26 protein-coding genes are annotated in these 24,904 nt (G+C 73.4%); 13 read left to right on the plus strand and 13 right to left on the minus strand.

From position 1 onward, the window contains the following. Positions 1-83 precede the first annotated feature (83 nt). Positions 84-227 (plus strand): hypothetical protein, encoded by a 144-nt coding sequence (locus BN6_RS46875; protein ID WP_158509423.1) that lies wholly within the window; start codon positions 84-86, stop codon positions 225-227. Positions 228-504: 277 nt separating this feature from the next. Further along, entirely contained in the window at positions 505-1,269 is a 765-nt protein-coding gene (locus BN6_RS24390; protein WP_041313875.1) for a GAF and ANTAR domain-containing protein, read from the plus strand. 16 nt (positions 1,270-1,285) lie between these two features. Here the strand turns inward: BN6_RS24390 and BN6_RS24395 are convergent, their stop codons facing one another. From BN6_RS24395 to BN6_RS24410, 4 genes are all read right to left on the minus strand, one after another. After that, the gene (locus BN6_RS24395; RefSeq protein WP_015102423.1) at positions 1,286-2,782 is read right to left on the minus strand and encodes a PP2C family protein-serine/threonine phosphatase; all 1,497 of its coding nucleotides are present in this window, start codon (positions 2,780-2,782) and stop codon (positions 1,286-1,288) included. Between the two features lie 479 nt (positions 2,783-3,261). Continuing rightward, complete coding sequence (locus tag BN6_RS24400) at positions 3,262-3,690, minus strand: hypothetical protein (RefSeq protein WP_015102424.1); 429 nt, start codon at positions 3,688-3,690, stop codon at positions 3,262-3,264. Between the two features lie 240 nt (positions 3,691-3,930). After that, on the minus strand, positions 3,931-4,440 hold the full coding sequence (locus BN6_RS42370; RefSeq protein ID WP_015102425.1) for an STAS domain-containing protein: 510 nt from the start codon (positions 4,438-4,440) through the stop codon (positions 3,931-3,933). Positions 4,441-4,595: 155 nt separating this feature from the next. Continuing rightward, positions 4,596-4,991: a ChaB family protein gene (locus BN6_RS24410; RefSeq protein ID WP_015102426.1), complete on the minus strand. Its 396-nt coding sequence runs from the start codon at positions 4,989-4,991 to the stop codon at positions 4,596-4,598. A gap of 222 nt (positions 4,992-5,213) precedes the next feature. Here BN6_RS24410 and BN6_RS24415 point away from each other — a divergent pair, with 222 nt between their 5' ends. The 5 genes from BN6_RS24415 to BN6_RS24435 are packed head-to-tail and all read left to right on the plus strand — an operon-like array spanning position 5,214 to position 10,810. Then, positions 5,214-6,140 carry a UDP-glucuronic acid decarboxylase family protein gene (locus tag BN6_RS24415; protein ID WP_015102427.1) on the plus strand — a complete coding sequence of 309 codons (927 nt, stop codon included), beginning with the start codon at positions 5,214-5,216 and terminating at the stop codon, positions 6,138-6,140. Positions 6,141-6,169: 29 nt separating this feature from the next. Beyond that, positions 6,170-7,783 (plus strand): carbamoyltransferase family protein, encoded by a 1,614-nt coding sequence (locus BN6_RS24420; protein WP_015102428.1) that lies wholly within the window; start codon positions 6,170-6,172, stop codon positions 7,781-7,783. Next, the gene (locus tag BN6_RS24425) at positions 7,780-8,733 is read left to right on the plus strand and encodes a glycosyltransferase family 2 protein (RefSeq protein WP_015102429.1); all 954 of its coding nucleotides are present in this window, start codon (positions 7,780-7,782) and stop codon (positions 8,731-8,733) included. The genes BN6_RS24420 and BN6_RS24425 overlap by 4 nt, the downstream gene beginning before the upstream one ends. Then, a complete protein-coding gene (locus BN6_RS24430) occupies positions 8,730-9,593 on the plus strand; it encodes a glycosyltransferase family 9 protein (protein ID WP_015102430.1) in 864 nt (287 codons plus the stop codon). Before BN6_RS24425 ends, BN6_RS24430 begins: the two co-directional genes overlap by 4 nt. After that, the gene (locus tag BN6_RS24435) at positions 9,551-10,810 is read left to right on the plus strand and encodes a UDP-glucose dehydrogenase family protein (RefSeq protein WP_015102431.1); all 1,260 of its coding nucleotides are present in this window, start codon (positions 9,551-9,553) and stop codon (positions 10,808-10,810) included. The genes BN6_RS24430 and BN6_RS24435 overlap by 43 nt, the downstream gene beginning before the upstream one ends. Positions 10,811-10,875: 65 nt before the next feature. On the opposite strand, the gene BN6_RS24440 is transcribed toward BN6_RS24435, so the two are convergent. The 7 genes from BN6_RS24440 to BN6_RS24470 all read right to left on the minus strand — a co-directional run bounded on the left by BN6_RS24440 (position 10,876) and on the right by BN6_RS24470 (position 17,789). After that, positions 10,876-12,126: an aldehyde dehydrogenase family protein gene (locus BN6_RS24440; protein WP_015102432.1), complete on the minus strand. Its 1,251-nt coding sequence runs from the start codon at positions 12,124-12,126 to the stop codon at positions 10,876-10,878. A gap of 64 nt (positions 12,127-12,190) precedes the next feature. Further along, positions 12,191-12,871, minus strand: coding sequence for an SDR family oxidoreductase (locus tag BN6_RS24445; protein ID WP_015102433.1), 681 nt, complete (start codon positions 12,869-12,871; stop codon positions 12,191-12,193). Next, positions 12,871-14,148, minus strand: coding sequence for a D-glycero-beta-D-manno-heptose 1-phosphate adenylyltransferase (gene rfaE2, locus BN6_RS24450; RefSeq protein ID WP_015102434.1), 1,278 nt, complete (start codon positions 14,146-14,148; stop codon positions 12,871-12,873). Before rfaE2 ends, BN6_RS24445 begins: the two co-directional genes overlap by 1 nt. Next, positions 14,145-14,714 carry a D-sedoheptulose-7-phosphate isomerase gene (locus tag BN6_RS24455; RefSeq protein ID WP_197540383.1) on the minus strand — a complete coding sequence of 190 codons (570 nt, stop codon included), beginning with the start codon at positions 14,712-14,714 and terminating at the stop codon, positions 14,145-14,147. The genes rfaE2 and BN6_RS24455 overlap by 4 nt, the downstream gene beginning before the upstream one ends. A 2-nt stretch (positions 14,715-14,716) precedes the next feature. Continuing rightward, a complete protein-coding gene (locus tag BN6_RS24460; RefSeq protein WP_015102436.1) occupies positions 14,717-15,931 on the minus strand; it encodes a glycosyltransferase in 1,215 nt (404 codons plus the stop codon). Then, positions 15,928-16,803, minus strand: a complete 876-nt coding sequence (locus tag BN6_RS24465) for a glycosyltransferase (protein ID WP_015102437.1) — start codon at positions 16,801-16,803, stop codon at positions 15,928-15,930. The genes BN6_RS24460 and BN6_RS24465 overlap by 4 nt, the downstream gene beginning before the upstream one ends. Further along, entirely contained in the window at positions 16,800-17,789 is a 990-nt protein-coding gene (locus BN6_RS24470; protein WP_015102438.1) for a glycosyltransferase family 9 protein, read from the minus strand. The genes BN6_RS24465 and BN6_RS24470 overlap by 4 nt, the downstream gene beginning before the upstream one ends. Before the next feature lie 166 nt (positions 17,790-17,955). On the opposite strand from BN6_RS24470, the gene BN6_RS24475 reads away from it, so the two are divergent. Both BN6_RS24475 and BN6_RS46880 read left to right on the plus strand, forming a co-directional pair. Then, the gene (locus BN6_RS24475) at positions 17,956-18,498 is read left to right on the plus strand and encodes a D-glycero-alpha-D-manno-heptose-1,7-bisphosphate 7-phosphatase (RefSeq protein WP_015102439.1); all 543 of its coding nucleotides are present in this window, start codon (positions 17,956-17,958) and stop codon (positions 18,496-18,498) included. Between the two features lie 213 nt (positions 18,499-18,711). Next, positions 18,712-18,882: a hypothetical protein gene (locus BN6_RS46880; RefSeq protein WP_158509424.1), complete on the plus strand. Its 171-nt coding sequence runs from the start codon at positions 18,712-18,714 to the stop codon at positions 18,880-18,882. A gap of 417 nt (positions 18,883-19,299) precedes the next feature. Here BN6_RS46880 and BN6_RS24485 read toward each other — a convergent pair whose 3' ends face one another. Both BN6_RS24485 and BN6_RS24490 read right to left on the minus strand, forming a co-directional pair. Further along, positions 19,300-20,193, minus strand: a complete 894-nt coding sequence (locus BN6_RS24485) for a glucose 1-dehydrogenase (RefSeq protein WP_041317958.1) — start codon at positions 20,191-20,193, stop codon at positions 19,300-19,302. Positions 20,194-20,353: 160 nt separating this feature from the next. Next, a complete protein-coding gene (locus tag BN6_RS24490) occupies positions 20,354-21,202 on the minus strand; it encodes a glycosyltransferase family 2 protein (RefSeq protein ID WP_015102442.1) in 849 nt (282 codons plus the stop codon). Positions 21,203-21,355: 153 nt separating this feature from the next. On the opposite strand from BN6_RS24490, the gene BN6_RS24495 reads away from it, so the two are divergent. The 4 genes from BN6_RS24495 to BN6_RS24510 all read left to right on the plus strand — a co-directional run bounded on the left by BN6_RS24495 (position 21,356) and on the right by BN6_RS24510 (position 24,871). Further along, the gene (locus BN6_RS24495; RefSeq protein WP_015102443.1) at positions 21,356-22,654 is read left to right on the plus strand and encodes an extracellular solute-binding protein; all 1,299 of its coding nucleotides are present in this window, start codon (positions 21,356-21,358) and stop codon (positions 22,652-22,654) included. Continuing rightward, a complete protein-coding gene (locus tag BN6_RS24500) occupies positions 22,651-23,550 on the plus strand; it encodes a carbohydrate ABC transporter permease (protein ID WP_015102444.1) in 900 nt (299 codons plus the stop codon). The genes BN6_RS24495 and BN6_RS24500 overlap by 4 nt, the downstream gene beginning before the upstream one ends. Continuing rightward, a complete protein-coding gene (locus tag BN6_RS24505) occupies positions 23,547-24,353 on the plus strand; it encodes a carbohydrate ABC transporter permease (protein ID WP_015102445.1) in 807 nt (268 codons plus the stop codon). The genes BN6_RS24500 and BN6_RS24505 overlap by 4 nt, the downstream gene beginning before the upstream one ends. 62 nt (positions 24,354-24,415) lie before the next feature. Continuing rightward, positions 24,416-24,871, plus strand: coding sequence for a DUF4383 domain-containing protein (locus BN6_RS24510; RefSeq protein WP_015102446.1), 456 nt, complete (start codon positions 24,416-24,418; stop codon positions 24,869-24,871). Positions 24,872-24,904: the final 33 nt, after the last annotated feature.

The following is a 24,904-nucleotide window of genomic DNA, read 5'->3' on the forward strand; positions in this document are numbered from 1 at the left end:
CCATGCGGCGGCGGGCAAGCCGGTCGACCACCAGCCCGGCGGCACCGTGGCCGACCGCTTGTCGAGGGGTGGAGCAGTTGCGTGTGGACGACACCACCGACGCGGTGTCGATTTCACCCGAAACGGTGGTCATCATCGTGATGCGCCTCATCGTGCGCTGTGGGCGTCCGGTCGAGCTGAGAACGCATCCGGGAACACGCACCGACCCGACCGCCCACGGCGTCTGACACCGGAACCCACATCCATCGTGCCGTCACCGGCCACAAACGCCGCGTGCACGACTCACGAAAGGGTTAACCGCTGAGCCGGACGCTCACTCCCTGCTCGGAGTTCATCCGATCCACGGCCCCCCGGCAGGCCCGGTTCCGGCGCTTCCCCGCCCGCCCAAATGTTTCGCGGGACACTCAGCGTGGCTACCTGTACTGGGTCTGGTTCTCGGGTCCGTCGGACAGCTTCGTATGCGGTATCCGGGCGAACGACCGAGGAGAGCGGTGGACAGTGGCGATGGACGAAGTGCGCGAGACCGCCGCGGCGGTGATCGAGTTCACCCTGTCGCTGCACCCCGACGAACCGGTGGGCGTGCTGCTGGGCCGGGTCGCGAGCAGAGTCACCCACCTGGTCGAAGGGGCGGACGAGGTGAGCGTGACGCTGTACGACCACGGCGTCCCGGGCACCGTCACCTGCACCTCGGAGTCGGCGCTGCTGCTGGACAAGGCGCAGTACTCCGTCGAGGACGGCCCGTGCCTGCGGGCGGCGCGCGAGCAGACCGTGATCCGCACCAGGCTCGACGCGGAGGCCGGCCGGTGGCCGCAGTTGGCCGAGACGGCGGTGGAGCTGGGCATCCGCACGGCGTTGTCGTGCCCGCTGTTCCTGCCCGACGACGGCGCGGCGCAGCACCGGCACGCCGAGGCGCGGCGGCTGTCCGGGGCGTTGAACGTCTGGAGCAGCCAGGCCGACGCGTTCGACCCGGTGCGGACCGCGTTGGTCGCCGTGTTCACCTCCGCGATGTCGGCGATCATCCTCACCGCCGCGCACTGGAGCCACGCCCACGCCCAGGCCCGTCAACTCGTGACGGCGCTGGAGACCCGGGACATCATCGCCACCGCCAAGGGGATCGTCATGGCCCGGCTGGGCTTCACCGCGCCGGACGCGTTCCGCTGGATGACCGAGGTGTCGCAGCGCACGAACCACAAGGTCCGTGACTTGGCGGCGCTCATCGTCACCGATCCGGACGCGATCCTCGCCCGCCCCGGGAACCAGGTGCCGTAGCACCGAGCGCCACCGCCTACCGAGCGCCGCCGTTCCAGGGAGTGGTCCGCGCCGGGTCGGTCCGCCGGGCGAGCAACACCGTCACGTCGTCCCGCAACGCCCCGTGCTGGTGGTCGCGGACCGCGTTGACGAGCCGGCGGACGGTTTCCGGCACCGGGTGCGCGCCGGTCACCTCGCGGCTCAGGAAGTCCGCCAAGCGCTCTTCGCCGAACGGCACCTCCGCCGCGTCACGAGCCGTGGTCACCCCGTCGGTGTAGAGCACGACCCAGTCCTCGGGTGCCAACGCCCGCTCCCCGATCCGCACCTCGCCGAGGCCGAGCCCGAGGCCGAGCGGGCGGCACCGGCCGCCGTCGAGGGTGTCGACGGCCTTCCCGGGGCACACCACCAGCGGCAGCGGGTGCCCGGCGTTGAGGTAGCGCAGGCGGCCGGTCACGAGGTCGAACTCGGCGAGGACGGCGGTGGCGCACGCGGAGCCGCCGAACCGGCCGCTGATCGTCTCGTCGATCAGCTTGGCCTGGTCGTACAGCCCGAACCCGGCGTGCCGGGCGCTGCGGTACGCCGCCACCGCGGCCGCGGCGACCGGACCGGCGCACCCGTCCTGGCTCGCGGCGTCGAGCACGATCACGGTGGCGGTGGACTCCGACAGGGTGTAGTCGAAGACGTCGCTGGTGACGTCGTCGCGGGGTTCCAGCGCCGCGGCCACGACGAGCCCGTCCACCCCGGCGGTCGACGGCGGCAGCAGCGACCGGATCAGCTCGGCGTCGACCGAGCGGCGGACCTGCACGCGACCCCGGTCGATCACGTCGCCGTACTGCGACAGCAGGCTCACCAGGTGGCCCAGCAACGCCGAGAACCAACGGCAGTGCGAGTGCAGTTCCGGGTCTTCGAGGTCGTCCACGTGCTCGACCTCGACTTCGAGGACACCCAGCCGCTCCGCCCCGTCCACCAGCGGCACCCACAGCGCGCGGGACTCCGGGTCGTCCCCCGGCAGTGCCCGGACCTCCCGGAACGCGCGACCGGCCACCGTCCGGTCCACGTCCAGCGAGGCGCGGCGACGCCCACCCGCGGCCACGGCGTGGAGTCGGCGCCGGCCGGAGTCGACCAGGTAGAGGGTGAGCCCCACGCCCAGCACCCGCCCGGCCGCCTCGGCGACGGCCGGCAGCCGGTCGGGCGCCGCCGACTGCGCGCCTTCGAGCAGCTTCACCAGCGCCGCGAACAGGCCGGGCCGGGGCCGGGCCGCCGAGGACGGACGGCTGTAGGTGGCGCGGTAAGACGACGTCAGCTCGTCCAGCCGCTCGTTCACCGCGAGCGCGAGGACATCGCGTTCCAGCGCTGGTAGTGCGCCCCGTCCGTGTACGTAGTCGTCAACGGTCGCGGGATTTGTGCCGCCGCCCAACGCGAAGTACCTGACCCACAGGTCGTCAGGCGACAGGCCGGCGTGCTTCACCGCGAGCGCCGCGCTGCGCTGCTGGTCCGCAGCGCGCTGTTCTGGTCGATGTGCCTCGTCATTCATGGTCGTCCCGGTTGGTGGTGGTTCTCAACGGCCCACGAGTCGATCGATGGAGGTGTCGGGGCGCGGCCAGGCGGTCGGGTAACCCCCGCACGTCCACGGACCACCGGGGTGGACCGCCCGGGCGGTGGGTGCGCGCGGCACGGCCGCTGTGGGTACGCGCGGCACGGCCGCGGTGGGCCGGTTACGCCGCAGGGGCCGGTGGCGGGCGGCGGGGTGGATCGACCGGCGACGGGACACGCCTGCGAGGCCGGACCGAGCATCGACGCGACCGGGCGCACCGACGTCGGGCAGCACTGCGGAACACGGGACACCACCACTCCTCGAACCTCGGCGGAGACATCCGGCGGGGTCGGACTACCCCCGCCAAGCGCGCGAAAACCAAGCGGCGGTGTCGGGTGTCCGCCGTCGTGGTGGGCGATCTCCCGCGCTGGGGCCGCGGTGGCACCGGTACTGCTCGACCAGGTCCTACCCCGCGCGGGTCACAGCATCGGCGGAACCGCCCGGTAGCTCTCGGTGTAGTAGTCGCCGGTGCGTTGCCGGTGGGCGTCGCGGTCGGTGTCGTCCGGGTCGTACTCGGGGGCGTCTTTGATCTGGTCCTTGGTCCGGTCGACGTAGACCTTGCGCTCCTCGTGGTCCACCCGTCGCACCGTGCCCACGGGCAGCACGACCTTGCGGCCGAAGATCCACGGGCCGGTGTCGACCATCAGGCAGTCGGCGGGAACCTCGGCGTTGTCCTCGTCGACCTTGCCGATACCGCCGTCGGTCGCCTCGACGTGGTAGCCGATCAGACCCGTGTCGGGACGTTCGCCGGCACCCGCGCTGTCCCGCACGCGGTCGAAGCCGGCGTCACCGGCGGACAGCCACGTCGGGTCGCGCCAGACCCAGGGGGCGAACAAGTACGGTTGCATCTCGGTCCTCCGGTGTAGGGAGCGGGTACCGCGGGGCTACCCCGATCGGAGCGGCGGAATCGGGCCGATACGGCCACCGGCGTCGGTGGTGGCGGAGGAAGGGCGGCCGGCCTGCGGTTGCTCAGCGTGGTCGGGACGACCTCCACCGCATCAGCCACGCCGCCTTCGTGCGCGCCGTGCCGACGTGAGCGCTGACGTGGGCGGACATGCGGTTTCGCGCGGGCCGGTTCCGCCGGCTCCTCAGTGTCGACGCCCGGGTACGCGCGGCCTGCGTGCCGCCGGGTCGTTGTCCTCTGTGACCGGGAGCCGGCGGGTGATCGCCAGCCGAACCGGCTCCGGGGTGGCCGGTCGCACCGGGAAAACGCCGGCCAGCGCGGCGGACAGGTTCCGGTGCACGTGGAGCAGGCGGTGCAGGCCGCTGACCCGGAGGGTGTGCAGCACCGACGGGTCGGAGGCCACGATGCGCAGGAGCGCGCCCCGCGCGGCACAGCCGAAGTGGTGCTCCACCAGCACCTCCAGCCCCGCCCGGTCGAGGTAGCGGACCTCGGTCAGGTCCAGCACCACCGACGCCGCCGCCTCACGTGCGATCCGCAGGCATCGGTCGAGCGTCACAGCGGTCACGGAGTCCACGGCGCCGGACGCGCGCACCGCGACCACACCGTCCCGGATCACGTGTTCGAAGTGCAGCGTGGCCGGGCGCGGCGGGTCGGGCGCGGTTCGGATGTGGTCGTTGTCGACGCAGCGGTCCATCTCTTCCCCTCATGAGCGTGAAGCGACGGCCGTGGTCACGTCGCCGTGCCGGGCGGGCTCGCTGCTCAACCCACTCCCGGTTCCCGACCCTAGCGCCGACGGACACCACCGCAACTTCAGGACCGCTCCGCCGTCCGGGTGAGGTGACGAGTCGGTCAGTTCCGCGCGGACTCGGTCGCGCGTTCGTTGGCCTTGTGGATGGCGGCGACCAGCTCGCTCTTGCCCATCGTCGACCGGCCGGGCACGTCGAGCCGCTTGGCGATCTCGTAGAGGTGCTGCTTGGACGCGTTGGCGTCCACCCCGCCCGCGGTCGATCCCTGCGCCGGAGTGCTGCGCGCGGCCTGCTTGTCGGAGGGTCCCTTGTGCTCCTTGGGCTCCCAGTGGTCGCCGACCTTCTCGAACGAGTGCTTCAAAGCGGAGAACGCGGTGCGATGTGCGCGTTCGCCTTCTCCGTAGGTGTCCACGGCCGAGTCGTGCGCCTTGATCCACGTGCGCTGGGCCTTGGCCGAGGACCTCTCGACCGTGCTGGGCAGTTCCTGCCTTCCCGGCATGGCTCCTCCTCTCTCCACACGGTGCTGCCGGGTACCCCGGGTGCCGGACCCGCAACCGCGCCGGCGACAGCCGTGCTCGCCGTACCCGGCACCACCCGGGTGAAACACGACGATCGTGCCTCGCGTCGCCCGTTCGAGTTCACCTCGCGGTGGGCGGCCGGCGGGTGGGAAGTAACGACCGGGTCGGTGCATGAGTCGCTCCGACGCGGGTAGCTGGGAAGCATGGGATTGCGACGAGTGGTGGTCACCGGCGGTGCGGGCTTCGTCGGTTCGCACGTGTGCGAGGCGTTGCTGCGCAGCGGCGTGCGCGTGGTGTGCGTGGACAACTTCCGCACCGGCTCGGTGGACAACCTGCCCGAGAACCCCAAGCTGGGGGTGGTGCACGCCGACGTGACGCGGCCCCTCGACCTGCTGGGCGAGGTGGACCTGGTGCTGCACCTCGCCTGTCCCGCGTCCCCGGTGGACTACCTGCGGATGCCGGTGGACACGTTGCGGACCGGTGCGCTGGGCACGCTGCACGCGCTGGAGTTGGCACACCGCAAGGGTGCCCGGATCGTGGTCGCGTCCACCAGCGAGGTGTACGGCGACCCGCTGGAGCACCCGCAGCGCGAAGACTACTGGGGCAACGTCAACCCCATCGGCCCGCGCAGCGTCTACGACGAGGCCAAGCGGTTCGGCGAGGCGGCGGTGGAGGCGTTTCGCCGCGAGTACGGCACGAACACCGCGATCGTGCGGATCTTCAACACCTACGGACCCCGGATGCGCCCGGACGACGGCCGCGTGATCCCCACTTTCCTGAGCCAGGCGCGCGCGGGTCGCCCGCTGACGGTGCACGGTGACGGGCAGCAGACCCGTTCCCTGTGCCACGTCGACGACCTCGTGCGCGGCTTGCTGCTGATGGCGGAGTCCGACCACCACGGTCCGATCAACCTGGGCAACCCGCAGGAGGTCACCGTGCTGGAGATCGCCGAGCGGATCATCGCGCTGACCGGCTCCGCGTCGAGGATCGAACACGTGGACGCGATGGTGGACGACCCACGTCGACGTCGGCCCGACATCTCGTTGGCGCGGTCCGTGCTGGGCTGGCAACCCGAAATCTCGTTGGACGAAGGACTCCGGCGCTCGTTCGCCCTGGAACCGGTCGGCTGACCGTCCACATCGGAGGAAGGAGGCGCGCTGTGCGCGTACTCGGCATCAACGCGGTTTTCCACGACCCGGCAGCGGCTCTGGTGGTCGACGGCCAGGTGGTCGCGGCGGCCGAGGAGGAGCGGTTCTCGCGGCGCAAGCACGGCAAGCGGCCGGTGCCCTTCTCCGCTTGGGAGCAGCCCGAACAGGCCGCCCGGTGGTGCTTGGAGCACGCCGGTCTGACCCCTGCGGACCTGGACGCGGTGGCGTACTCCTACGACCCCGGCCTGGCGGTGGAGGACACCGCGCCGTGGGAGGAGCTGCGGACCACCTACGCGCGTCGCGCTCCGCAGTTCCTCGCGACCGCGCTGCCCGGACTCGACCCGGACATCGTCCAGTTCGTGCCGCACCACGTGGCGCACGCCGCGTCCACGGGCTTGGCCGCGCCGTTCGACGGCAACTGCGCGGTGCTGGTGGCCGACGGCCGGGGCGAGTGCGGCTCGCACCTGTCCGGCGAGTACCGGGGCCACGAGTTGACCACGCTCGCCGCGCAGGAGCTGCCGCACTCGCTCGGCCTGCTCTACGAAGACCTGACCGAACACCTGGGCTTCCTGCGCTCCAGCGACGAGTACAAGGTGATGGCGCTCGCCTCCTACGCCGAGCCGGTGCACTTGGAGCTGTTGCGGGAGCACGTCTTCGCGCGCCCGGACGGCGGTTTCGAGGTGCGCCCGGTGGACTGGGGTGCGCTGGCGAAGCAGCGGGCCGCCGATGACGAGGTGACCCGCGAGCACGCGGAGCTGGCGGCGAGCGTGCAGGTGCGGGTGGAAGAGGTGCTGCTCGACCTCGCCCGGTGGTTGCACGAGAGGACCGGGCAGCGGCGGCTGGCCATGGCGGGTGGTGTCGCCCTGAACTGCGTCGCGAACACCCGCATCCTCGACGAAGGGCCGTTCGACGAGCTGTGGGTGCAGCCCGCGGCGGGCGATTCGGGCACGGCGCTGGGCGCGGCGCTGCACGTGGCGGCGCGGGGCGGGGAACCCGCCGCGGCGATGCCCGGGGCGGATCTCGGGCGCGGTTTCACCGATGACGAGGTCGAGGGCTTCCTGAAGCGGGCCGCGGTGTCCTACGACGAGCCCGACGACATCGCCGAGGTGGTCGCCCAGGCGTTGGCGGACAACAAGGTGGTGGCGTGGTTCCAGGGCCGGGCCGAGTACGGTCCCCGGGCGCTGGGCCGGCGATCGCTGCTGGCCAACCCGTGCCACGCGGAGAACCTGGAACGGCTCAACAACGTCAAGGGGCGCGAGCAGTTCCGCCCGGTCGCGCCGATGGTGCTGGAGGAGCGGGCGGCGGAGCTGTTCGGCCGGGGACCGATCCCCAGCCCGTACATGCTGTTCGTGCACGACGTGCACCCGGACTGGGTGGATCGGATCCCGGCCGTGGTGCACGTGGACGGCACCGCGCGGGTGCAGACCGTGGCACCGGACCGCGAACCGCTGATGGCACGGGTGTTGCGCGGGTTCGAGCGGCGCACCGGCGTGCCGGTCGTGGTCAACACAAGCCTGAACACCGCCGGCCGGCCGATGGTCGACGACCCGCGCGACGCGTTGGAGTGCTTCGGTTCCGCGCCGGTGGACCTGCTGGCGATCGGTCGTTTCACGGTGCGGCGATGAGCCCCGACTACGCGGTGGTGATCCCGACCGTCGGGCGGTCGAGCCTGTCCGTGGTGCTGGACGCGGTGGAGCACGGCCGGGGCGTGGCACCGCGCGAGGTGATCGTGGTGGACGACCGCCCGGAACCGGGCCCGCTGCCGCCGACCCACTCGGCGCGGGTGCTGCACACCGGGGGCCGGGGGCCGGCCGCGGCCCGCAACGCCGGCTGGCGGGCGACGTGCTGCGAGTGGGTGGTGTTCCTGGACGACGACGTGGTGCCCGGCCCGGACTGGCGGGAGCGCCTGGCCGAGGACCTGGCCGACGCCGGGCTCGACCTGGGCGCGAGCCAGGGCCGGATCGTGGTGCCGCTGCCCGAGGACCGGCGGCCGACCGACTGGGAGCGCGGCACCGCCGGGCTGGCCGGCGCGAAGTGGATCACCGCGGACATGGCGTACCGGCGGGCCGCGCTGGCGCGCGTGGGCGGGTTCGACGAGCGGTTCCCGCGCGCCTACCGGGAGGACGCCGAACTGGCGGTCCGCGTGCTGGACCACGGGTACCGGATCGACACCGGGAACCGGACCACGACCCACCCGGTCCGGGCCGCGGACTTCTTCGCCAGCCTGCGCCAGCAGCGGGGCAACGCGGACGACGCCCTGGTGCGCCGGCTGCTCGGCCCGGGGTGGCGTTCCCGGATCGGCGGCCACCGGGGTCGGTTGGGGTGGCACGCGGCCACCACCGCCGCGGGGGCGGTGGCCGTGCTCGGCGCGGTGACCGGCCGGCGGCGGCTCGCGCTCGCCGGCGGCGCGGTGTGGGCCGGGCTGACCGCCCTGTACGCCGGACAGCGGATCGCCCCCGGCCCGCGCACTGCCGACGAGATCGCGCGGATGCTGGTGACCAGCGCCGCCATCCCGGTCGCCGCGTGCTGGCACCGGCTGGTGGGCGAACTCCGGTTCCGCGGGGTGCGGCGGTGAACGTTCTCGTGCTGCGCGCGCTCGGGCTGGGCGACCTGCTGACCGCCGTACCGGCGCTGCGCGGCCTGCGGCGGGCGTTCCCGGCGGCGGTGATCACGCTGGCCGCGCCGGGGTGGCTGGCCGACGTGGTCGCGCGGATCGACGCGGTGGACCGGCACCTGCCGGTCGGCGAGTTGGAGCCGATCCCCTTGCGGGAGCCGGACCTGGCGGTCAACCTGCACGGTCGCGGGCCGCAGAGCACCGCCCTGCTGCGCGCGACCCGGCCGGGCCGGCTGATCGCCCTCGACGGCCGCGACGACGAGCGGCACGAGGTGCTGCGGTGGTGCGACCTGCTGGAGCGGCACGGGATCCCGTGCGACCCGGACGACCTGCGGCTGCCCCCGGTGCCGCGCAACGACCACGTGGTGGTGCACCCCGGTGCGAGCCACGGCGCGCGGCGGTGGCCGGCCGACCGGTGGGCCGCGGTGGCCCGGGCGCTGGGTCCCGAGGTCGTCGTGACCGGCAGCACGGCGGAACGCCCGCTCGTCGAGTCGGTGGGCCGGCCGGCGATCGGCCCGCTCGGGGCGTTCCTCGACCTGGTCGGCGGCGCGCGGGTGCTGGTCTGCGGTGACACCGGCGCGGCGCACGTGGCCACCGCGTACGGCACGCCGTCGGTGGTGCTGTTCGGGCCGGTGTCCCCCGCTCTCTGGGGACCGCGGAACGGCCCTCACCGCGCCCTGTGGCACGCACGGCCCGGCGACACGTTCGCCGACCGGCCCGGTCCCGGGCTGCTGGAGATCGACGTGGCGGAAGTCCTGACCGCACTGGGAGGTGTGCCTTGGCGCGAATCGGTGTCATCGGAGCGGGCTACGTCGGCCTGACGACGGCCGCGTGCTTCGCGGAACTGGGCCACGACGTGGTGTGCGCGGACGTGGACGAAACCAGGGTCCGGGCGTTGAACCGGGCCGAGATCAGCGCGCTGGAACCGGGGCTGACCGCCCTCGTGCAGCGCGGCCTGGCCACCGGGCGGCTGCGGTTCGTGCGCGGCAACCGGGAACCGCTGTCCGGCTCGGAGTTCGTGTTCCTGTGCGTGCCGACGCCGACCGGCGAGGACGGCGCGGCCGACCTCACCCAGGTGCGCTCCGTGCTGCGCGAGGCCGACCTGCTGCCGCCGGACTGCGTGCTGGTGCTGAAGTCGACCGTGCCGCCGGGCACGGCGGACGCGATCGCCGACTCGGTCGACGTGCCGGTGGTGTCCAACCCGGAGTTCCTGCGCGAGGGGCACGCGGTGGAGGACTTCCTGCGGCCGCAACGGATCGTGGTCGGCGGTCCGGCCGCGCGGCAGGTGTCGCGGCTCTACCGGGGGACCGAAGCCCCGGTCGTGGTCACCTCGAACGTCGGCGCGGAACTGGTGAAGTACGCCAGCAACTGCTTCCTGGCCGTGAAGCTCTCCTACGTCAACTCGTTGGCGGAGCTGTGCGAGCAGGTGGGTGCCGACATCGCGGAGGTCACCTGCGCGATGGGCCTGGACGACCGGATCGGCACCGCGTTCCTCGACCCCGGCCCCGGCTGGGGCGGTTCGTGCCTGCCCAAGGACACGCGGGCACTGCTGGCCGCGGCAGGGGCGGCCCAGGTCGACTTCCCGTTGCTGTGCGCGGCGATCGACACCAACGAACACCAGCCCCGCCGCGTGGTGGCGAAGGTCCGTGACGCCGTCGGGTCGCTGGAGGGTACGCGGATCGCGTTGCTGGGGCTGGCTTTCAAGGCCGGCACGAACGACCTGCGGGACTCCCCCGCGCTCGCCGTGGCCGGGTTGCTGGCGGCCGAGGGCGCGGACCTGGTGGCCTACGACCCGAGCGTGTCCGACGCGCCGGGGGTGGCGGTGGTCGACTCGGTGCGGGAGGCCGCCCTGGGCGCGCGGGCGCTGGTGGTGCTCACCGAGTGGCCGGAGTTCGCCGAACTGGACTGGCCCGCGCTGGTCCGCCGGATGGCCACCCCGGTGATCGTGGACACCCGGAACCTGGTCCCGCCGGAGAAGGCGGTGGAAGCGGGCTTCCGGCTGGTGGCCACCGGTCGGCCGGTCCCGCCCGGCCCGTGACTCGCGACGGCCCGGCCCGCTGAGCGCGGGCCGGGCCGGTTGGGTAGAGGCCGACCAGGTCGGGGTCAGCCGGGTTGGCCCAGGTGCACGACCTTCGTGGTGGTCATCTCGTCCAGCAGTTCCGGGCCGTAGCCGTAGCCGGTGCCCGACGCCCGGCGCGGTTGGGCCGCACCGCCGGGCGCGCCGCCGAAGACCGCGTTGACCTTCACCGTGCCGACGGGCAGCGCCCGCCACGCCCGCTGCGCGTGGGCCATCGAGGCGGTCAGGACCGTGGCGGCCAGGCCGTACTCGTCGGCGGCGGCCTCGTGCAGGGCCTGCTCGAACGACGGCACCAGGCGCACGGGGGCCACCGGCCCGAACGTCTCCTGCGTCCACACCCGCATGTCCGGGGTACAGCCGGTGAGCACGGTCGCCGGGTAGTGGCGTCCGTCCGGTTCACCGCCCACCAGGACCTCGGCCCCCGCCGCCACCGCCTCGGACACGTGGGCGTGGACCGCGTCGGCGTGGCGCTGGTCCACCAGCGGCTGCGGGTCCGCGTTCCACTCGCGGGCCAGGCCGCACAGGGCGTCGAGGAACGGCACGGCGATCGCCTCGTGCAGGTAGATCCGCTCGACCGAGGTGCACAGCTGGCCCGCGTTGGTGAACGCGCCGAGCGCCGCCTGCCCCGCCGCCCACGCGGGGTCGACGTCCGCGTCGACCACCAGCGGGTCGTTGCCGCCGTTCTCCAGCAGCAGCTTGGCGCGGGAACCGCCGGCGATCGCCCGGCCGGTCGCCGTCGACCCGACGTGCGCCACCACGTCCACGCCGGGGTCGGCGGCGAGCGCCGCGCCGACCTCGCCGCCACCGTCCACGGTTTGCAGCACGTCCGGCGGGAAGTGCGCCGCCAGCACCTCGCCGAGCAGCCGGCCCGTCCTCGGGCACCGCTCACTCGGCTTGTGCACGACCGCGTTGCCGGTGACCAGCGCCGCGCCCAGCAGGCCGCAGGCGATGGCGACCGGGTCGTTCCACGGCGTGAGCGCCACCACCACGCCGCGCGGTTCGGGGATCATGAAGTCGGCCGCGCCGGCGGAGCCGTGCAGCGACCGGCCCCGGTGGACCGGGCCCAGCTCGGCGTACTGCGCCAGCGTGCCGGCTCCCGCCAGCACCCCCTCGCGCCCGGACTCGAACGGCCGCCCGGTCTCCTCCTCCAGCACCTTCGCCAGCTCGTCGGCCCGGTCCCGGACCGCGGCCGCGGCGGCGCTCAGGGCGGCCCCGCGCTCGGCCGCCGGCGTCGCACCCCAGGACGGCTGGGCTTCCCGTGCGTTGCGCACGCTCATCTACGCTCCTCATCGCCAGACGTGGGTTCGCACGACGACCACGACGGCCGCGTGCCGGTTCTCGCTACGGCCAAGAGCCTTCCTCCGCGTGGGCGACCACCAGTTCGCGGATCTCGCACCCCGCCGGTTGCCGCAGGGCGAAGACGATGGCGTCGGCGACCCGCTCGGGCGGGTTGAGCCGGCTGTCGTCGGGCGGCCGGTACTGCTCCGCGCGGTCGTCGAAGAAGTGCGTGCGCATCCCGCCCGGGATCACCAGGGTCACCCCGGTGCGGCCGGCGGTCTCGGCGGCCAGCGCGCGGGTGAAGCCGACCACGCCGAACTTGGAGGCGCAGTAGGCCGTCGCGTCGCTGACCGCCTTGAGCCCCAACGTGGACGCGATCGTGACGACCCGGCCGCCGTCGAGGTGCGGCAGCGCCGCGCGCACCACCGCGGCGGTGCCGAGCAGGTTGACCAGGACCACCCGGTCCCAGTCCGCCCCGGGGACGTCGACCAGCCGGCCGCAGGCGTCGGTCCCGGCGGCCGTGACGACCGCGCTCAGCCCGCCGTTGCGGGCGACGATCGCCTCCACCGCGCTCTCCGCGGCCCGGGTGTCGGACAGGTCGACCGATTCGAAGTCGGCCACCTCGTCCGACGCCGGGGCCGCCTTGTCGAGCACGAGCGGTGTGCCGCCCAGTTCCCGCACGGCGTGCACCACCGCCGCGCCCAAGCCGGACGCACCTCCGGTCACCAGCACGTTCCCCACCATCAGGCCCTCCTCGTCAAGATCCCGGTCGTCGACCGGCCCCGGTGGTAGGGCACCACCACGGTCCGGCCTCCCCAGCCGCGCACCAGCTCCGCCTCCGGCAGGGACTCGGCGGAGTAGTCCCCGCCCTTGACCCACACGTCCGGTCGCAGTTCGGCCAGCACCCGTTCCGGGGTGTCCTCGTCGAACACCAGCACGTCGTCCACGCAGTCCAAGGCGCGCAACAGCTCCGCGCGGTCGTCCTGGCCGGTCACCGGGCGCTCCGGCCCCTTGAGCCGGCGCACCGAGGCGTCGGAGTTCAGGCACACCACCAGGCAGTCGCCCAACGCCCGCGCCGCCGCGAGAGTGCGGACGTGGCCCGCGTGCAGCAGGTCGAAACACCCTCCCGTCGCCACCACGACACCGCCGCGCGCCCGCACCGAGTCCACTGTGGACTCGGCCCGGTGGAGCCCGGACACGCCGCCGCGCGCCAGGAAGTCGGCCGCCGCGGCAACCGCCGCCACCACGGCGTCGTCCGGCGCGGAGCCGTTCGCCAAGCGCGCGGCGGCGGTCACCGCGAACCGGTCGCCGGCACCGCACGGGTCGGTCGCCGTGATCGCCGGGGCGGGCACCACGACGGGTGCGTCGCCCTGGTGCAGCAACGCGCCGGCACGCCCCATCGTCACGACGACCGCACGGGCGCGCCACCGTCCTCGCAGCAGCTCGGCGGCGGCGTACGGGTCGGAGGTGTCCGCGAACGCCGACGCCTCCGCCAGGTTCGGCGTGACCAGCCGGGCGTCGGGCACCGGGGCCGGGCCGCGCGGGTGCGGGTCCCACACCACGGGCCGCCGGCCCAGCACCGACCGCAGCCGCTCGTCGCGCGCCAGCCCCCGCCCGTAGTCCGAGACCAGCACCAGGTCGGCCGCCAGCACGGCGTCGAGCATCTCGTCGGTCACCTCGGGCGTGCCGGGGCCACCGCCCCGGTCGACCCGGGCCACCGACGTGCCGGCGCTGCGCAGCCTGGTCTTGACCGGGGTGGGCGCGGTGGAGCCGCCCAGCACCGCGGGCACCGCGAGCAGGCCGCGCAACCGCGTGCCGTCCTCGTCGTCGGCGACGGCGCTGACCAGCGTCACGTCCAGACCGTCGGCGTGGGCGAAGGCCGCCGCGAGCGCCGCGCCGCCGGCCCTGGCACGTTCGGCGGTCACGTCCAGCACCGGCGCGGGCGCGTCCGGGCAGACCCGCTCCACGACGCCCTCCACGTCGACGTCGAGCAGCGAATCCCCCACCACGACCAGCTTCACGACACCCTCCGCCGCACGGTCGGCAGCGCCGCCTCGAACGCCTCGCACAGCGCGTGCACGGCGACCAGTTGCGCCTCCTGGACGTGGCACGCGGCACCGGGCAGCGCCAGCACGTCGTCGGCCAGGTCCGCGAGCGGGTTGGGCGCCGGTCCGGTCGACGCCCAGACCAGCGCGCCCGCCTCCCGCCCGGCCTCGGCGGCGCGCAGCAGGTTCGGGCTGCGGCCGCTGGTGGACAGCAGCACCAGCACGTCGCCGGGGCGGGCGTGCGCGCTCACCTGCCGGGCGAAGACCTCCTGGTAGCCGTAGTCGTTGCCGATGGCGGTCACGCTGGAGGACTCGGCGCACAGCGCTATCGCCGAGAACGCGGCCCGGTCGTCCCGGTAGCGGCCGACCAGCTCGGCGGTCAGGTGCTGCGCCTCGGCCGCCGAGCCGCCGTTGCCGGCCGCCAGCAGTCGCGCGCCGCCGGTCAGCCGGTGGGCCAGGGTCGCGCCCCAGCGGGTGATGCGCGGGGCCTGCGCCCGCAGGCCGGCCAGCGACTCCCCCAGCCCGTCCAAGTGCTTCTCCACGCTCACAGCGCACCTCCGACGGCCAGGTCGACCGGCTTGCCCGCACCGGCCCGCAGGTAGGCGCGGACGGTGTCGCGGGCGATCCGGTCCCACGAGTACCGCGCCGCGACCCGGTCGGTGCCGGCGGTGCCGTACGCCTCCCGGCGGCCCGGGTCGCGCAGCAGCGAGTTCAACGCCGCGACCAGCGCCCGCCGGTCGCGCGGGGGCACGAGCACGCCGGTGACGCCGTCGACGACGGTGTCGGTCAGCCCGCCCACGGCGGTGGCCACCACGGGCACCCCGCACGCCATCGCTTCCAGCGGCACGATCCCGAATGGCTCGTACCAGGGCACGCAAGCCACGACGTCCGCCGACCGCAGCAGCGCCGGCATCTCCTCCCGCGACACCCGCCCGACCAGGGACACGCGGTCACGGACCCCGCAGCGCTCGGCGTGCGCGAGCAGCCGCTGCGCCTCCGAGTCGGCGCGCAGCAGCGACGCCTCGGGACCACCGGCGATCACCAGGTCGGTGTCCGGCACCGACCGCAGCGCCTCGATCAGGTCACCGAACCCCTTGCGGGGCACCAGCCTGCCGATCGAGACGATCCGCCGGCGGGATGTCCCGGGGCGGAACCCGGCCGGGGTGAACAGGGTCTGGTCGACCCCGCAGGGCACGACCGACACCCTGGACCTCGGCACGCCCATCCGGGCCAGTTCGGTCACCTCGTCGGCGCAGGTGGCCAGCACCCGGTCCACGTCGCGCCCGATCGCCCGCTCCACGCCGAGCCGCTCCGGCGGGCTGGTGTCGGCCGCGCCCTGGTGCCGGCGCTTGACCGCGCCCAGCGCGTGGAAGGTCTGCACCACCGGGATCCCGACCGTCCGCCCCGCCGACAGCGAGACCACGCCGGACATCCAGAAGTGCCCGTGCACGACGTCCGGTGGGTCGGGGGCCCAGTCGTCGGCCAGGAAGCGGGCGAAATCGCCGAGGTAGGGCACCAGGTCGTCCTTGGGCACCCGGCGCGGTGGCCCGGCGGGCACGTGCACGACCTCGTACCCGTCGTCCGAGAGCACCCGTTCCGGCTGGTCCGGCGCGTACCGGCGGGTGTAGACGACGACTTCGTGGCGCAGCCGGGCCAGCGCCGCCGACAGCGCGGCCACGTGCACGTTCTGGCCTCCCGCGTCCACCTCGCCGAGCGCCGCCAGGGGACTGGCGTGCTCGGACACCATCGCGATCCTCATCCGCTCACCTCCGTCAAGATCCCGTCCCAGTCGCCCAGGAACGCGTCGATCCCGTAGTGGGCCAGGGCGAACTCCCTCGCCCGCGCGCCCCTTTCGCGGGCCAGCGCCGGATCCGCCACCAGTTCGGCGACGCCGCGCACCAGCTCGTCCACGTCGGTCGAGACCACGCCCGCGTCCGGCGGCACCGCGCGCGGCACCTCCGTGCAACCCAGCGCCACGACCGGCATCCCCAGGTGCATGGCCTCGATCAGCGACAGCCCCAGCGACGTCCACCGCATCGGGTGGACGTAGACCCGCCGCCGGGCCAGTTCCCGGTGCAGCACCGGGAGGTCGTGGTCGCCCAGGCCCCACGGCAGCCGCTCGGTGCCCATCCCGAACACGTCCAGCGGGGCGGCGTCGGCGAACCTCGGCAGCAGGTCGGTGCCGACCACCCGTCCCCGGCGGACCGGCTCGTTCACCACGACCGCGGCCCGCGCGAGCTCGCCGGTGTAGAGCGGGCCGGGGTCGACCACGCCGTGCTCGACGACCACGGTCCTGGTGGTGCCGCAGTCCCACATCAGGCGGTTGAAGTGGGTGACGTGGACGATCAGGTCCACCCGGTCCGCGACCGGGTGCGGCAGGTTCGGCCGCGCCGGCGTGTTGTGCTCCAGGTAGACGACCGGCACGCCGCCCGGCACCCGGTCGAGCTGGTCGGCCTCCTGCACGACGGCAACGTCCGCCCGCACGTCGGCCAGGTCGACCTCCCGGGCGCGGGGCCACTGGCGACCGAGCAGGCCCTTGCCGTCCGGCGGCCCGACGATCAGGTAGTCGTGCGCGCCTTGGACGAACGCGTGCGTCCACGACCCGTGCACGTGCCACAGCAACACTTTCACGCCCGCACTCCTGTCAACTCGGTCACGACGGCCACGACCTCGGCCGGGGTCACGTCGTCCAAGCACGGGTGGCCCGGCACCGGGCACTCCCGCGCCCTGGTGTCGCGGCACGGCGCGCTCTGGTCGCCGAGCAGCACGTGCCGCCCGTGGGGCGCCCACCTGGCGGCCGGCACGACCGGCGCGAACAGCGACACCACGGGCGTGCCCACGGCGACGGCCAGGTGCGCCGGCCCGGTGTTGCCGACCACCACGGCGTCCGCACCCCGCAGTACGCCGGCGAGTTCGGCGAACGTCGTGCGCCCGCCCAGGTCCACCCCGTGCGCTCCGGCGACCCGCGCGGTCAACGCCGTCTCGCCCGGTCCGCCGGTCACCAGCACGCGGTGACCGGCCTCGGTCAACGCCCGCACGGCCTGGGCGCACCGGTCCGGCGACCACGTGCGCGCGGGTACGGACGCTCCGGGGTGCACCACCAGGTAAGGCCCAGGAAAGGGTGGTTCCGGTGCGTCCACCCGCAGCCGGCCGTCGTCGCCGGGCGGAAGCTCGAACCCGGCGGCCCGCGCCACGGACAGCGCCCGGTCGGCCTCCGGCACGTCGGGGTCGTCCCGCAGCCGCACGTCCAGCAGGGAACCGGCGTAGTCGACCGACCGCGCCACGACCTTCGGCACGCCCGCCAGCTTGAGCAGCAGCGCGAGCGGCAACGGGCTCTGGTGAAACGAGGTCAGCACCAGCGCCACGTCGACGCGCAGCTCCGCCAACACCGGCAGCAGCGCTTCGACGTCGGCCGGCGAGAACTCCCCGGCGGGGTGGGCGATCCACGGGCAGTGCCAGTGGACGACCCGGTCGACGCCGGGCAGCAGCGCGGCGGCGCGCCGGCCGTTCGGTCCACAAAGGACCACGACCTCACCGGACGCCGCCGCGGCGCGAACCGCCGGTCCCGCCAGCAACACGTCACCGTCGTTGTCCAGCCGGGCGACCAGGGTCCTCATCGGAACACCTTGGGCATGTACTCCACACAGGAGTGTTAGCCACGAATCCGACGAACAAACGCTTCGGGAGAAGCGTTTCTCCTACTGACCGGTAACCCCCCGGTGGCGAGGGAAATTCACCCGCTCACCGTGGTTTGAACCGCTTTGAACTGGATAGGTCCCTCTGGTGACCTTCGACGCGGTGCTGTTCGACCGGGACGGAACGCTCATCCGAGACGTTCCGTACAACGGCGACCCCCGGCTGGTGGAACCCCTGCCGGGGGCTCGCGAACTGCTGGACCGGCTGCGCACCACCGGGGTGCGCACGGGCGTGGTGAGCAACCAGTCGGGCATCGGCCGCGGGCTGCTCAGCCGCACCCAGGTCGACGCCGTCAACGCCCGGGTGGAAGCGCTGCTGGGCCGGTTCGGCACCTGGCAGGTGTGCCCGCACCACCCGGAGGACGGCTGCCCGTGCCGCAAGCCCGAGCCCGGCCTGGTGCTGGCCGCGTGCGCGGCCCTGGGCGTGGCCCCCGAGCGAACCGCCGTGGTCGGCGACATCGAGGCAGACGTCCGCGCCGCCCTGGCCGCCGGCGCGCACCCGATCATGGTCCCGACGCCGGTGACCCGGCCGGAGGAGGTCGACCGCGCACCCACCGTGGCGGCCGACCTGCACGAGGTGCTGGCGCTGGTGACCGACAACGGCGTGCGGACAGGGGGCGCGAAGCCCTGAACGGGTCAGCGCGAACGGGTTCACCGCGTCAGGAGCTGTTTGAGGTTCAGATCTAGCTTCGCCCCTGTGGTGTGCTGGCAGGGTTGATCGACGCCGAGTGGGCCCTGATCGAACCGCATGTTCCGGTGGCGGCCACGGGAACGGTACGGCCCCTGGTCGGCCGTCTACTCCCGGTGCAACGCCTGGGCCAGGGCCGGGGTGTTCCAGACGTTGATGGACGCGCTGATCGCCGAGGCCGCCTCCCGCGGACAGGTCGGGTTGGAACCGGTGAGCGTGGACTCCACGATCGTGCGGGCACACCACGAATCGGCCGGACTCGCGATCGCCGGGGAAACCCTCGACGCGCCGGAACAGGCACTGACCGAGGAAAAAGGGGCTCCGTAGCCCACACAACAGAGCGTGCCGCGGGTGGTGCGCCGCCGTCCGCGCCGGACACCACCAACGCGGGCACGCCCGCCGATCGGGACCGTGCCGCCCTCCGGCACCGTCGGAAGGCGCGGGCCAAGGCAACCGGACTCGGCCGGTCCCAAGGCGGGCTGAGCAGCAAGCCAACCGGAGGAACAAGGGCTCCGCCGGAGGACGGCCCGTGTCCTCGATCCCGTGCCCTACAAGCGGCGCAACACCGTCGAACGCTCCTTCCAGAAGTCCAAGACATGGTGTGGTCTGGCCACCCGCTATGACAAGACACCGGAGAGCTACGAGGCCGGACTGCATCTACGAGGAGCGATCCTATAGCTGAAGACCCTCACCTCAACCACATGATCCAAACTCCAAACAGCTCCTAGCGTCAGCGCATCGGGGTCAACGCATTGGGGTGCCACCGGTCACGGCCAGCACCGCGCCGGAGACGTAGCTCGACTCGCCCGACGCCAGGAACACGTAGGCGGGAGCCAGTTCGGCGGGTTGCGCGGCCCGGCCCAGCGGGGTCTGCCCGCCGAACGAGTCAAGCGCCTCGGCGGGCATGGTGGCCGGGATGAGCGGCGTCCAGACCGGTCCGGGCGCGACGGCGTTCACCCGGATCCCGCGCTCCGCGAGGTCCTGCGCCAACCCCTGGGTGAAGGTGACGATGCCGGCCTTGGTGGTGGCGTAGTCGAGCAGTGGGGGCGAGGGCTGCGAGGCCTGGATCGAGGCCGTGTTGACGATCGCCGATCCCTTCCCCAGGTGCGGCACGGATTCCTTGCACAGCCAGAACATCGCGTAGAGGTTCGTCTTGAGCACCCGGTCGAACTGCGCGGTGGTGATGCCGAGCAGGCCCTCGTCCTGGGACATCTGGTAGGCGGCGTTGTTCACCAGGACGTCGATGCCGCCCAGTTCGCCCACCGCCTGCCGCACGACGTGCGCGCAGTGCCGTTCGTCGGTGATGTCGCCGGGGACCAGCACCGCGCGCCGACCCGCCTCCCGCACCCACTCCGCCGTGCGCTCGGCGTCCTCCTGCTCCTCCTCCAGGTAGGAGAGCACGACGTCCGCGCCTTCCCGGGCGAACGCGATCGCGACCGCGCGACCGATGCCGGAATCGCCGCCGGTGATCACCGCACGCCGACCGGTCAACTTGCCGGTGCCGCGATAGGTCCGCTCGCCGTGGTCCGGGCGCGGTTCCATCTCGCTCCCGGTGCCGGGGTACTCCTGCTGCTGCGCCGGCTGCGCCTCGGGGCTCGGATGCTCCTCGTGCACGGCGGGGTTGTGCTGGTCGGGCATGGGGTCCACCTCCCGGTAGTGGTATTCCACCCAGGCGTTCCCGGTAGCCGCCCGCTCAACCCGATGGCGGGGCACGATCTGCGTGCGCCGGGTCACCTCGCGGCCGGCCGGCGCAGCAGGTCCCGCCGGGCCACCCCGCGGCCGGCAGGCTCCCGCCGGGTCATCCCACGGCCAGCACGCGCCGCTCCACGTCCGGGGGCAGCACCCGCCGCTGCCGGGCCACCACCGGCAGGCGCAGCAGAGCCGAGCCGAGCGCGCCGCGCGCGTCCGGGTCGCCGACTCCGCGCCCGAGGAGCGCGACCGTGCCCGCGAGCGCCCTGCGCCACGGCCTGCGCAGCCAGGTGGTCAGCAGGTCGTTGCGCAGTTCCGCCCGTCGCCGGGCGGCGGCCGGCCCCCGTACCAGGGACGGCTGGTGGTGGGCCACGACGTCGTCGACGTAGCAGCAGGCGTACCCGGCCACCGCCAGGTCCCAGGACAGCAGCCGTTCCTCGCCGATGAAGAACAGCACCGGGCTGAACCCGCCCACCTCCAGGAACGCGTCCCGCCGCACCACCGACCCGCAGCACACGAACCCCAGCACGGACGGGCCGGGCAGGTCCGGCTCGACCCCCAGCGGCGAGGCCGCCATCACCCGGCACACCGGGTCCAGCTCGCCGCCGGGCTCGACCACCACGCGGGCCGCGATCAGGCCCAGCCCGGGGTGGGCGTCGAACAGTTCCTCGCTCCTGCGCAACGCACCGGGCGCCCACCACGAGTCGTCGTCGCTGAACGCCACGTACGGCGTGCCGGCGGCGCGGACCCCGACGTTGCGGGCCGAAGCCCCGACGTTGCGCTCCAGCGGGATCAACCGCACCTCGGGGAACTCGCGGCGCACCCTCGCCACCGTGCCGTCGGTCGAGCCGTTGTCCACCACGACCACCGGCACGTCCAGCTCGCGCAGGAAGCCCAGCGTGCGCGCCAACTCACCCACTCGATCGCGCGTCGCGACCACCACCGTTGTCCGGGCCATGCGCTCGGCTACCCACGGGCGGCGCGCGCACACCGCGCAACCGGTCGACACCCCCGGTTGCCCCGTCCGGGCGACATCGGTGTGACGGCGTCCTGGGCGTGGAATGCCGGTGTACCACGTTCGTGGGCAACATCGACCGTGAGGAGCGCGCCGATGCGCTTGCCGGCTTGGGTCGCCGTGCTGCTGCTCGCGGGCTGTGGGGGCCTCGGCCCGTCACCCGCCGACGCCCCGAACGCCCTGGTGACCATGGGTTTCGGGTTGCCCGACGAGCACGCGACCGCACGCGTCGAGGTCTACCGGCGCGCCCACCCCGACACCGCGCTGCGCATCACCGAGGGCGCGTTCGACGAGCAGCAGTTCCTGTCCTCGGTGGCGGCGGGCGACCCGCCGGACGTGGTGTACGCGGACCGGCGCAAGCTCGGCGGCTACGCGGCCCGGGGCGCGGTGCTCGACCTCTCGGACTGCCTGCGCCGCCACGGCGTCGACCTCGGGCGGTTCCGGGAGGCGGCGGTGCGGCAGGTCTCCCCCGGCGGCAGACCGCACGGCCTGCCGGACTTCTCCTCGGTGCGCGTGCTGATCCTGGGCAACGCCGTGCTGCGCGCGGCCGGGGTGGACCCGGCGTCGGTGTCCACCACCGAGTGGGCCGGGCTGCCCCGGCTGGCCCGGCTCGCCGACGTGCGGGGCCCGGCGCTGCTCCGGATCGGGTTCGACCCGAAGGTGCCGGAGTTCCTGCCGCTGTGGGCCAAGGCGAACGGGGCGGAGCTGGTGACCACGCCGTTGGACGACCCGAAGGTGGTCGAAGCGGTGCGGATGACCGCGCAACTGGTCGCAGCGCAGGGCGGGTGGGCCTCGTTCAAGGCGTTCCGCGACACGTTCGACCTGTTCGGCGCGGGCAACCCGTACGCGGCCGGTCAGCTCGCCGTGATGCCGATGGACTCCTGGTACGTCACCACCCTCGCCTCGGTCAGCCCGGACGCGGACGTCACCGTCACGCCGTTCACCGACCGCGCCGGCCGGCCGCTGACCGATTCCGGCGGGCAGGCGTGGGCGATCCCAAAAGGCGCGCGGCATCCCGACTCGGCGTGCGACTTCATCGTCACGATGACCGCCACCGACACCTGGGTCACCGCCGCGACCGCGCGCCGCGACGCGCTGGCCCGAGCGGGAAAGCCTTACGGGGGCACGTTCACCGCCAATCGCGAGGCCGACGAGCGGATCTTCCGCGAGGTGTGGCGGCCGGGCGGCAACCGAATCCTCGACCAGGCCGTCCCGGTACTGCTGTCGTTGCAGGACAAGGCCTTCGCCCTGCCGGTCAGCGCGGCGGCGAGCGACCTGGTCCGGGCGTGGGAGGGCGGGGTGAACCGGGTGCTGTCCGGGGCGCAGGGGCCCGAGGAGGCGATGGCGCAGGCCCAGCGGGAGGCGGCCGGCGCGCTGCGGAGGGTGGCGGGATGAGGTCGGTGGCGGGCCGCGAGGCGAAAGCCGGGTACCTGTTCCTGCTGCCGTGGGTGATCGGGTTCCTGGCGTTCACCGCCGGGCCGATGCTGTTCAGCCTGTGGTTGTCGTTCACCCGCTACGACATGCTCACCCCACCGGTGCCGATCGGTGCCGACAACTACCGTGATCTGGTCGAGGACGACCGCACGGCCACCGCGTTGGGCAACACGCTGTTCTTCACCGCGTTGCACGTGCCCTTGCAGGTCGTGCTCGCCTTGGCGCTGGCGACGCTCCTGCGCCACGCGGGACGGGCCGCCGGGTTCTTCCGCACCGTCCTGTACCTGCCGGTGATGACGCCGCCCGTGGCGTTGGCGGCGCTGTTCCTGTTGCTGCTCAACGGTCAGCGCGGCGCGATCAACGCGTTCCTCGGCTGGTTCGGCTTCACCGGGCCGAACTGGACCACCGACCCGTCGTGGGTCAAACCCGGGCTCGTGCTGATGAGCCTGTGGACGGTCGGCAGCACCGCCGTGCTCTACCTGGCGGCGCTGACCCGCGTCCCCACCGAGCGCTACGAGGCCGCGCGGCTGGACGGGGCGAGCCCGTGGCGGCAGTTCTGGCACGTGACGCTGCCCGGGATCAGCGGCACCGTCTACTTCACCGCTGTGGTGAACACGATCGCGTCGCTCCAGGTGTTCACCGAGGCGTACACGATGTACTTCGGTGCGCGGGCGACCCGGTCCAGCCAGGACGACGCGGCGCTGTTCTACGTCGTGCACCTGTTCCAGGAGGCGTTCGGGTCGCTGCGCATGGGGTACGCGTCGGCGCTGGCGTGGGTGCTGTTCGCGGTGATCGCGCTGGTGACGGCGGTGCAGGTCCGGTTGTCCCGCCGCTACGTCCACTACGAGGGATCATGAGACGTCTCCCGGTGCTCGCCGCGCTGCTGGTGGTCACGGCCGCGTTCGGCTACCCGTTCTGGTGGCTGGTCAGCGCGTCGCTCAAGGACCGGGCACACGTGTTCGACAACGCGCTGCTGCCCGTGGTCTTCTCCCCCGGCAACTACGTCGAGGTGTGGCACGCGGTGCCGCTGCTGACGTGGATCGGCAACAGCGTGGCGGTCGGCCTGGCCGCGGCGCTGGCGGTCACGCTGTCCAGCGCGGCGGTGGCGTTCGGGTTCGCGATGTTCCGCTTCCCCGGCCGGTCCGCGCTGTTCGGGGTGGTGCTCGCGACCATGATGCTGCCGGCGGCGGTCACGCTCGTGCCGGTCTACCTGGAGTGGCACGCGCTCGGGCTGGCCACCACGCAGATCCCGCTGTGGGCGCAGAACCTGTTCGGGTCGGCGTTCTCGGTGTTCCTGCTGCGCCAGTTCTTCCTGGGCCTGCCGCGCGAGGTGTTCGACGCCGCCCGGGTGGACGGCGCGGGGCCGTGGCTGCTGTTCACCCGGATGGCGCTGCCGCTGACCTGGCCCGGTCTGGTGGTGGTGTTCGTGTTCGAGCTGAAGGCGGCGTGGACGGACCTGATCAAGCCGCTGGTGTACCTGCGCGACCCGGCGCTCTACACGTTGCCGCGAGGGTTGAAGGCGGTGCTGGACCGGTTCGGCGAGGGTGGCGAGGCGCAGTGGGAGCTGGTGATGGCGGCGAGCACGGTCGCCACCGTGCCCCTGGTCCTGCTGTTCCTCGTGGCGCAGCGCCACTTCGTGCGGGGAGCGGTCGTGGGCTGACCGCCGCGCGATGTTTGGCGGCGCGCGACGGGGTAGTCAGTGGAGGACGCGAAGGAGGCAACATGTCCCGACAGCCCATCGAGGCGACCCGCACCCCCGTCCAGACCGCCGCGCTCGCCACGGGCGTGGTGTTCCTGCTGGTCGGCATAGCGGGGTTCATCCCCGGAATCACCACCGACTACGACGCGCTCAGCTTCGCCGGCCACCACTCGGGCGCGAAGCTGCTCGGCATCTTCGAGGTGTCCGTCCTGCACAACATCGTCCACCTGCTGTTCGGCGTCGCGGGTCTCGCCCTGGCCCGGACGGCGGCCGGAGCCCGCGGCTACCTGGTGGGTGGCGGAGTCGTGTACCTCGTCCTGTTCTTGTACGGCCTGGTCATCGACCACGACAGCGCGGCCAACTTCGTGCCTGTCAACGAGGCCGACAACTGGCTCCACCTGGGCCTGGCGCTCGGCATGATCGCCCTGGGCCTGGGTCTGAGCCGTCGCGTGATCCCGCGTGACGGCCGGAGCGTGTGACCGCGTTCGACCCACCCGGTCAGGGGGTATCCG

Origin of the sequence: Saccharothrix espanaensis DSM 44229 (genome assembly GCF_000328705.1) — a bacterium.
Classification (GTDB): domain Bacteria; phylum Actinomycetota; class Actinomycetes; order Mycobacteriales; family Pseudonocardiaceae; genus Actinosynnema; species Actinosynnema espanaense.

What these genes read in the sequence shown, in the direction of transcription:
- BN6_RS24500 (WP_015102444.1), top strand. Translation starts at nt 22,651, where the DNA reads ATGAGGTCGGTGGCGGGCCGCGAGGCGAAAGCCGGGTACCTGTTCCTG.
- BN6_RS24445 (WP_015102433.1), bottom strand. Translation starts at nt 12,871, where the DNA reads ATGGTGGGGAACGTGCTGGTGACCGGAGGTGCGTCCGGCTTGGGCGCG.
- BN6_RS24425 (WP_015102429.1), top strand. Translation starts at nt 7,780, where the DNA reads ATGAGCCCCGACTACGCGGTGGTGATCCCGACCGTCGGGCGGTCGAGC.
- BN6_RS24400 (WP_015102424.1), bottom strand. Translation starts at nt 3,690, where the DNA reads ATGCAACCGTACTTGTTCGCCCCCTGGGTCTGGCGCGACCCGACGTGG.
- BN6_RS46880 (WP_158509424.1), top strand. Translation starts at nt 18,712, where the DNA reads ATGGACGCGCTGATCGCCGAGGCCGCCTCCCGCGGACAGGTCGGGTTG.
- BN6_RS24460 (WP_015102436.1), bottom strand. Translation starts at nt 15,931, where the DNA reads ATGAGGATCGCGATGGTGTCCGAGCACGCCAGTCCCCTGGCGGCGCTC.
- BN6_RS24490 (WP_015102442.1), bottom strand. Translation starts at nt 21,202, where the DNA reads ATGGCCCGGACAACGGTGGTGGTCGCGACGCGCGATCGAGTGGGTGAG.
- BN6_RS24415 (WP_015102427.1), top strand. Translation starts at nt 5,214, where the DNA reads ATGGGATTGCGACGAGTGGTGGTCACCGGCGGTGCGGGCTTCGTCGGT.
- BN6_RS42370 (WP_015102425.1), bottom strand. Translation starts at nt 4,440, where the DNA reads ATGGACCGCTGCGTCGACAACGACCACATCCGAACCGCGCCCGACCCG.
- BN6_RS24395 (WP_015102423.1), bottom strand. Translation starts at nt 2,782, where the DNA reads ATGAATGACGAGGCACATCGACCAGAACAGCGCGCTGCGGACCAGCAG.
- BN6_RS24495 (WP_015102443.1), top strand. Translation starts at nt 21,356, where the DNA reads ATGCGCTTGCCGGCTTGGGTCGCCGTGCTGCTGCTCGCGGGCTGTGGG.
- BN6_RS24440 (WP_015102432.1), bottom strand. Translation starts at nt 12,126, where the DNA reads ATGAGCGTGCGCAACGCACGGGAAGCCCAGCCGTCCTGGGGTGCGACG.
- BN6_RS24390 (WP_041313875.1), top strand. Translation starts at nt 505, where the DNA reads ATGGACGAAGTGCGCGAGACCGCCGCGGCGGTGATCGAGTTCACCCTG.
- BN6_RS24485 (WP_041317958.1), bottom strand. Translation starts at nt 20,193, where the DNA reads ATGCCCGACCAGCACAACCCCGCCGTGCACGAGGAGCATCCGAGCCCC.
- BN6_RS24505 (WP_015102445.1), top strand. Translation starts at nt 23,547, where the DNA reads ATGAGACGTCTCCCGGTGCTCGCCGCGCTGCTGGTGGTCACGGCCGCG.
- BN6_RS24470 (WP_015102438.1), bottom strand. Translation starts at nt 17,789, where the DNA reads ATGAGGACCCTGGTCGCCCGGCTGGACAACGACGGTGACGTGTTGCTG.
- BN6_RS24410 (WP_015102426.1), bottom strand. Translation starts at nt 4,991, where the DNA reads ATGCCGGGAAGGCAGGAACTGCCCAGCACGGTCGAGAGGTCCTCGGCC.
- BN6_RS24510 (WP_015102446.1), top strand. Translation starts at nt 24,416, where the DNA reads ATGTCCCGACAGCCCATCGAGGCGACCCGCACCCCCGTCCAGACCGCC.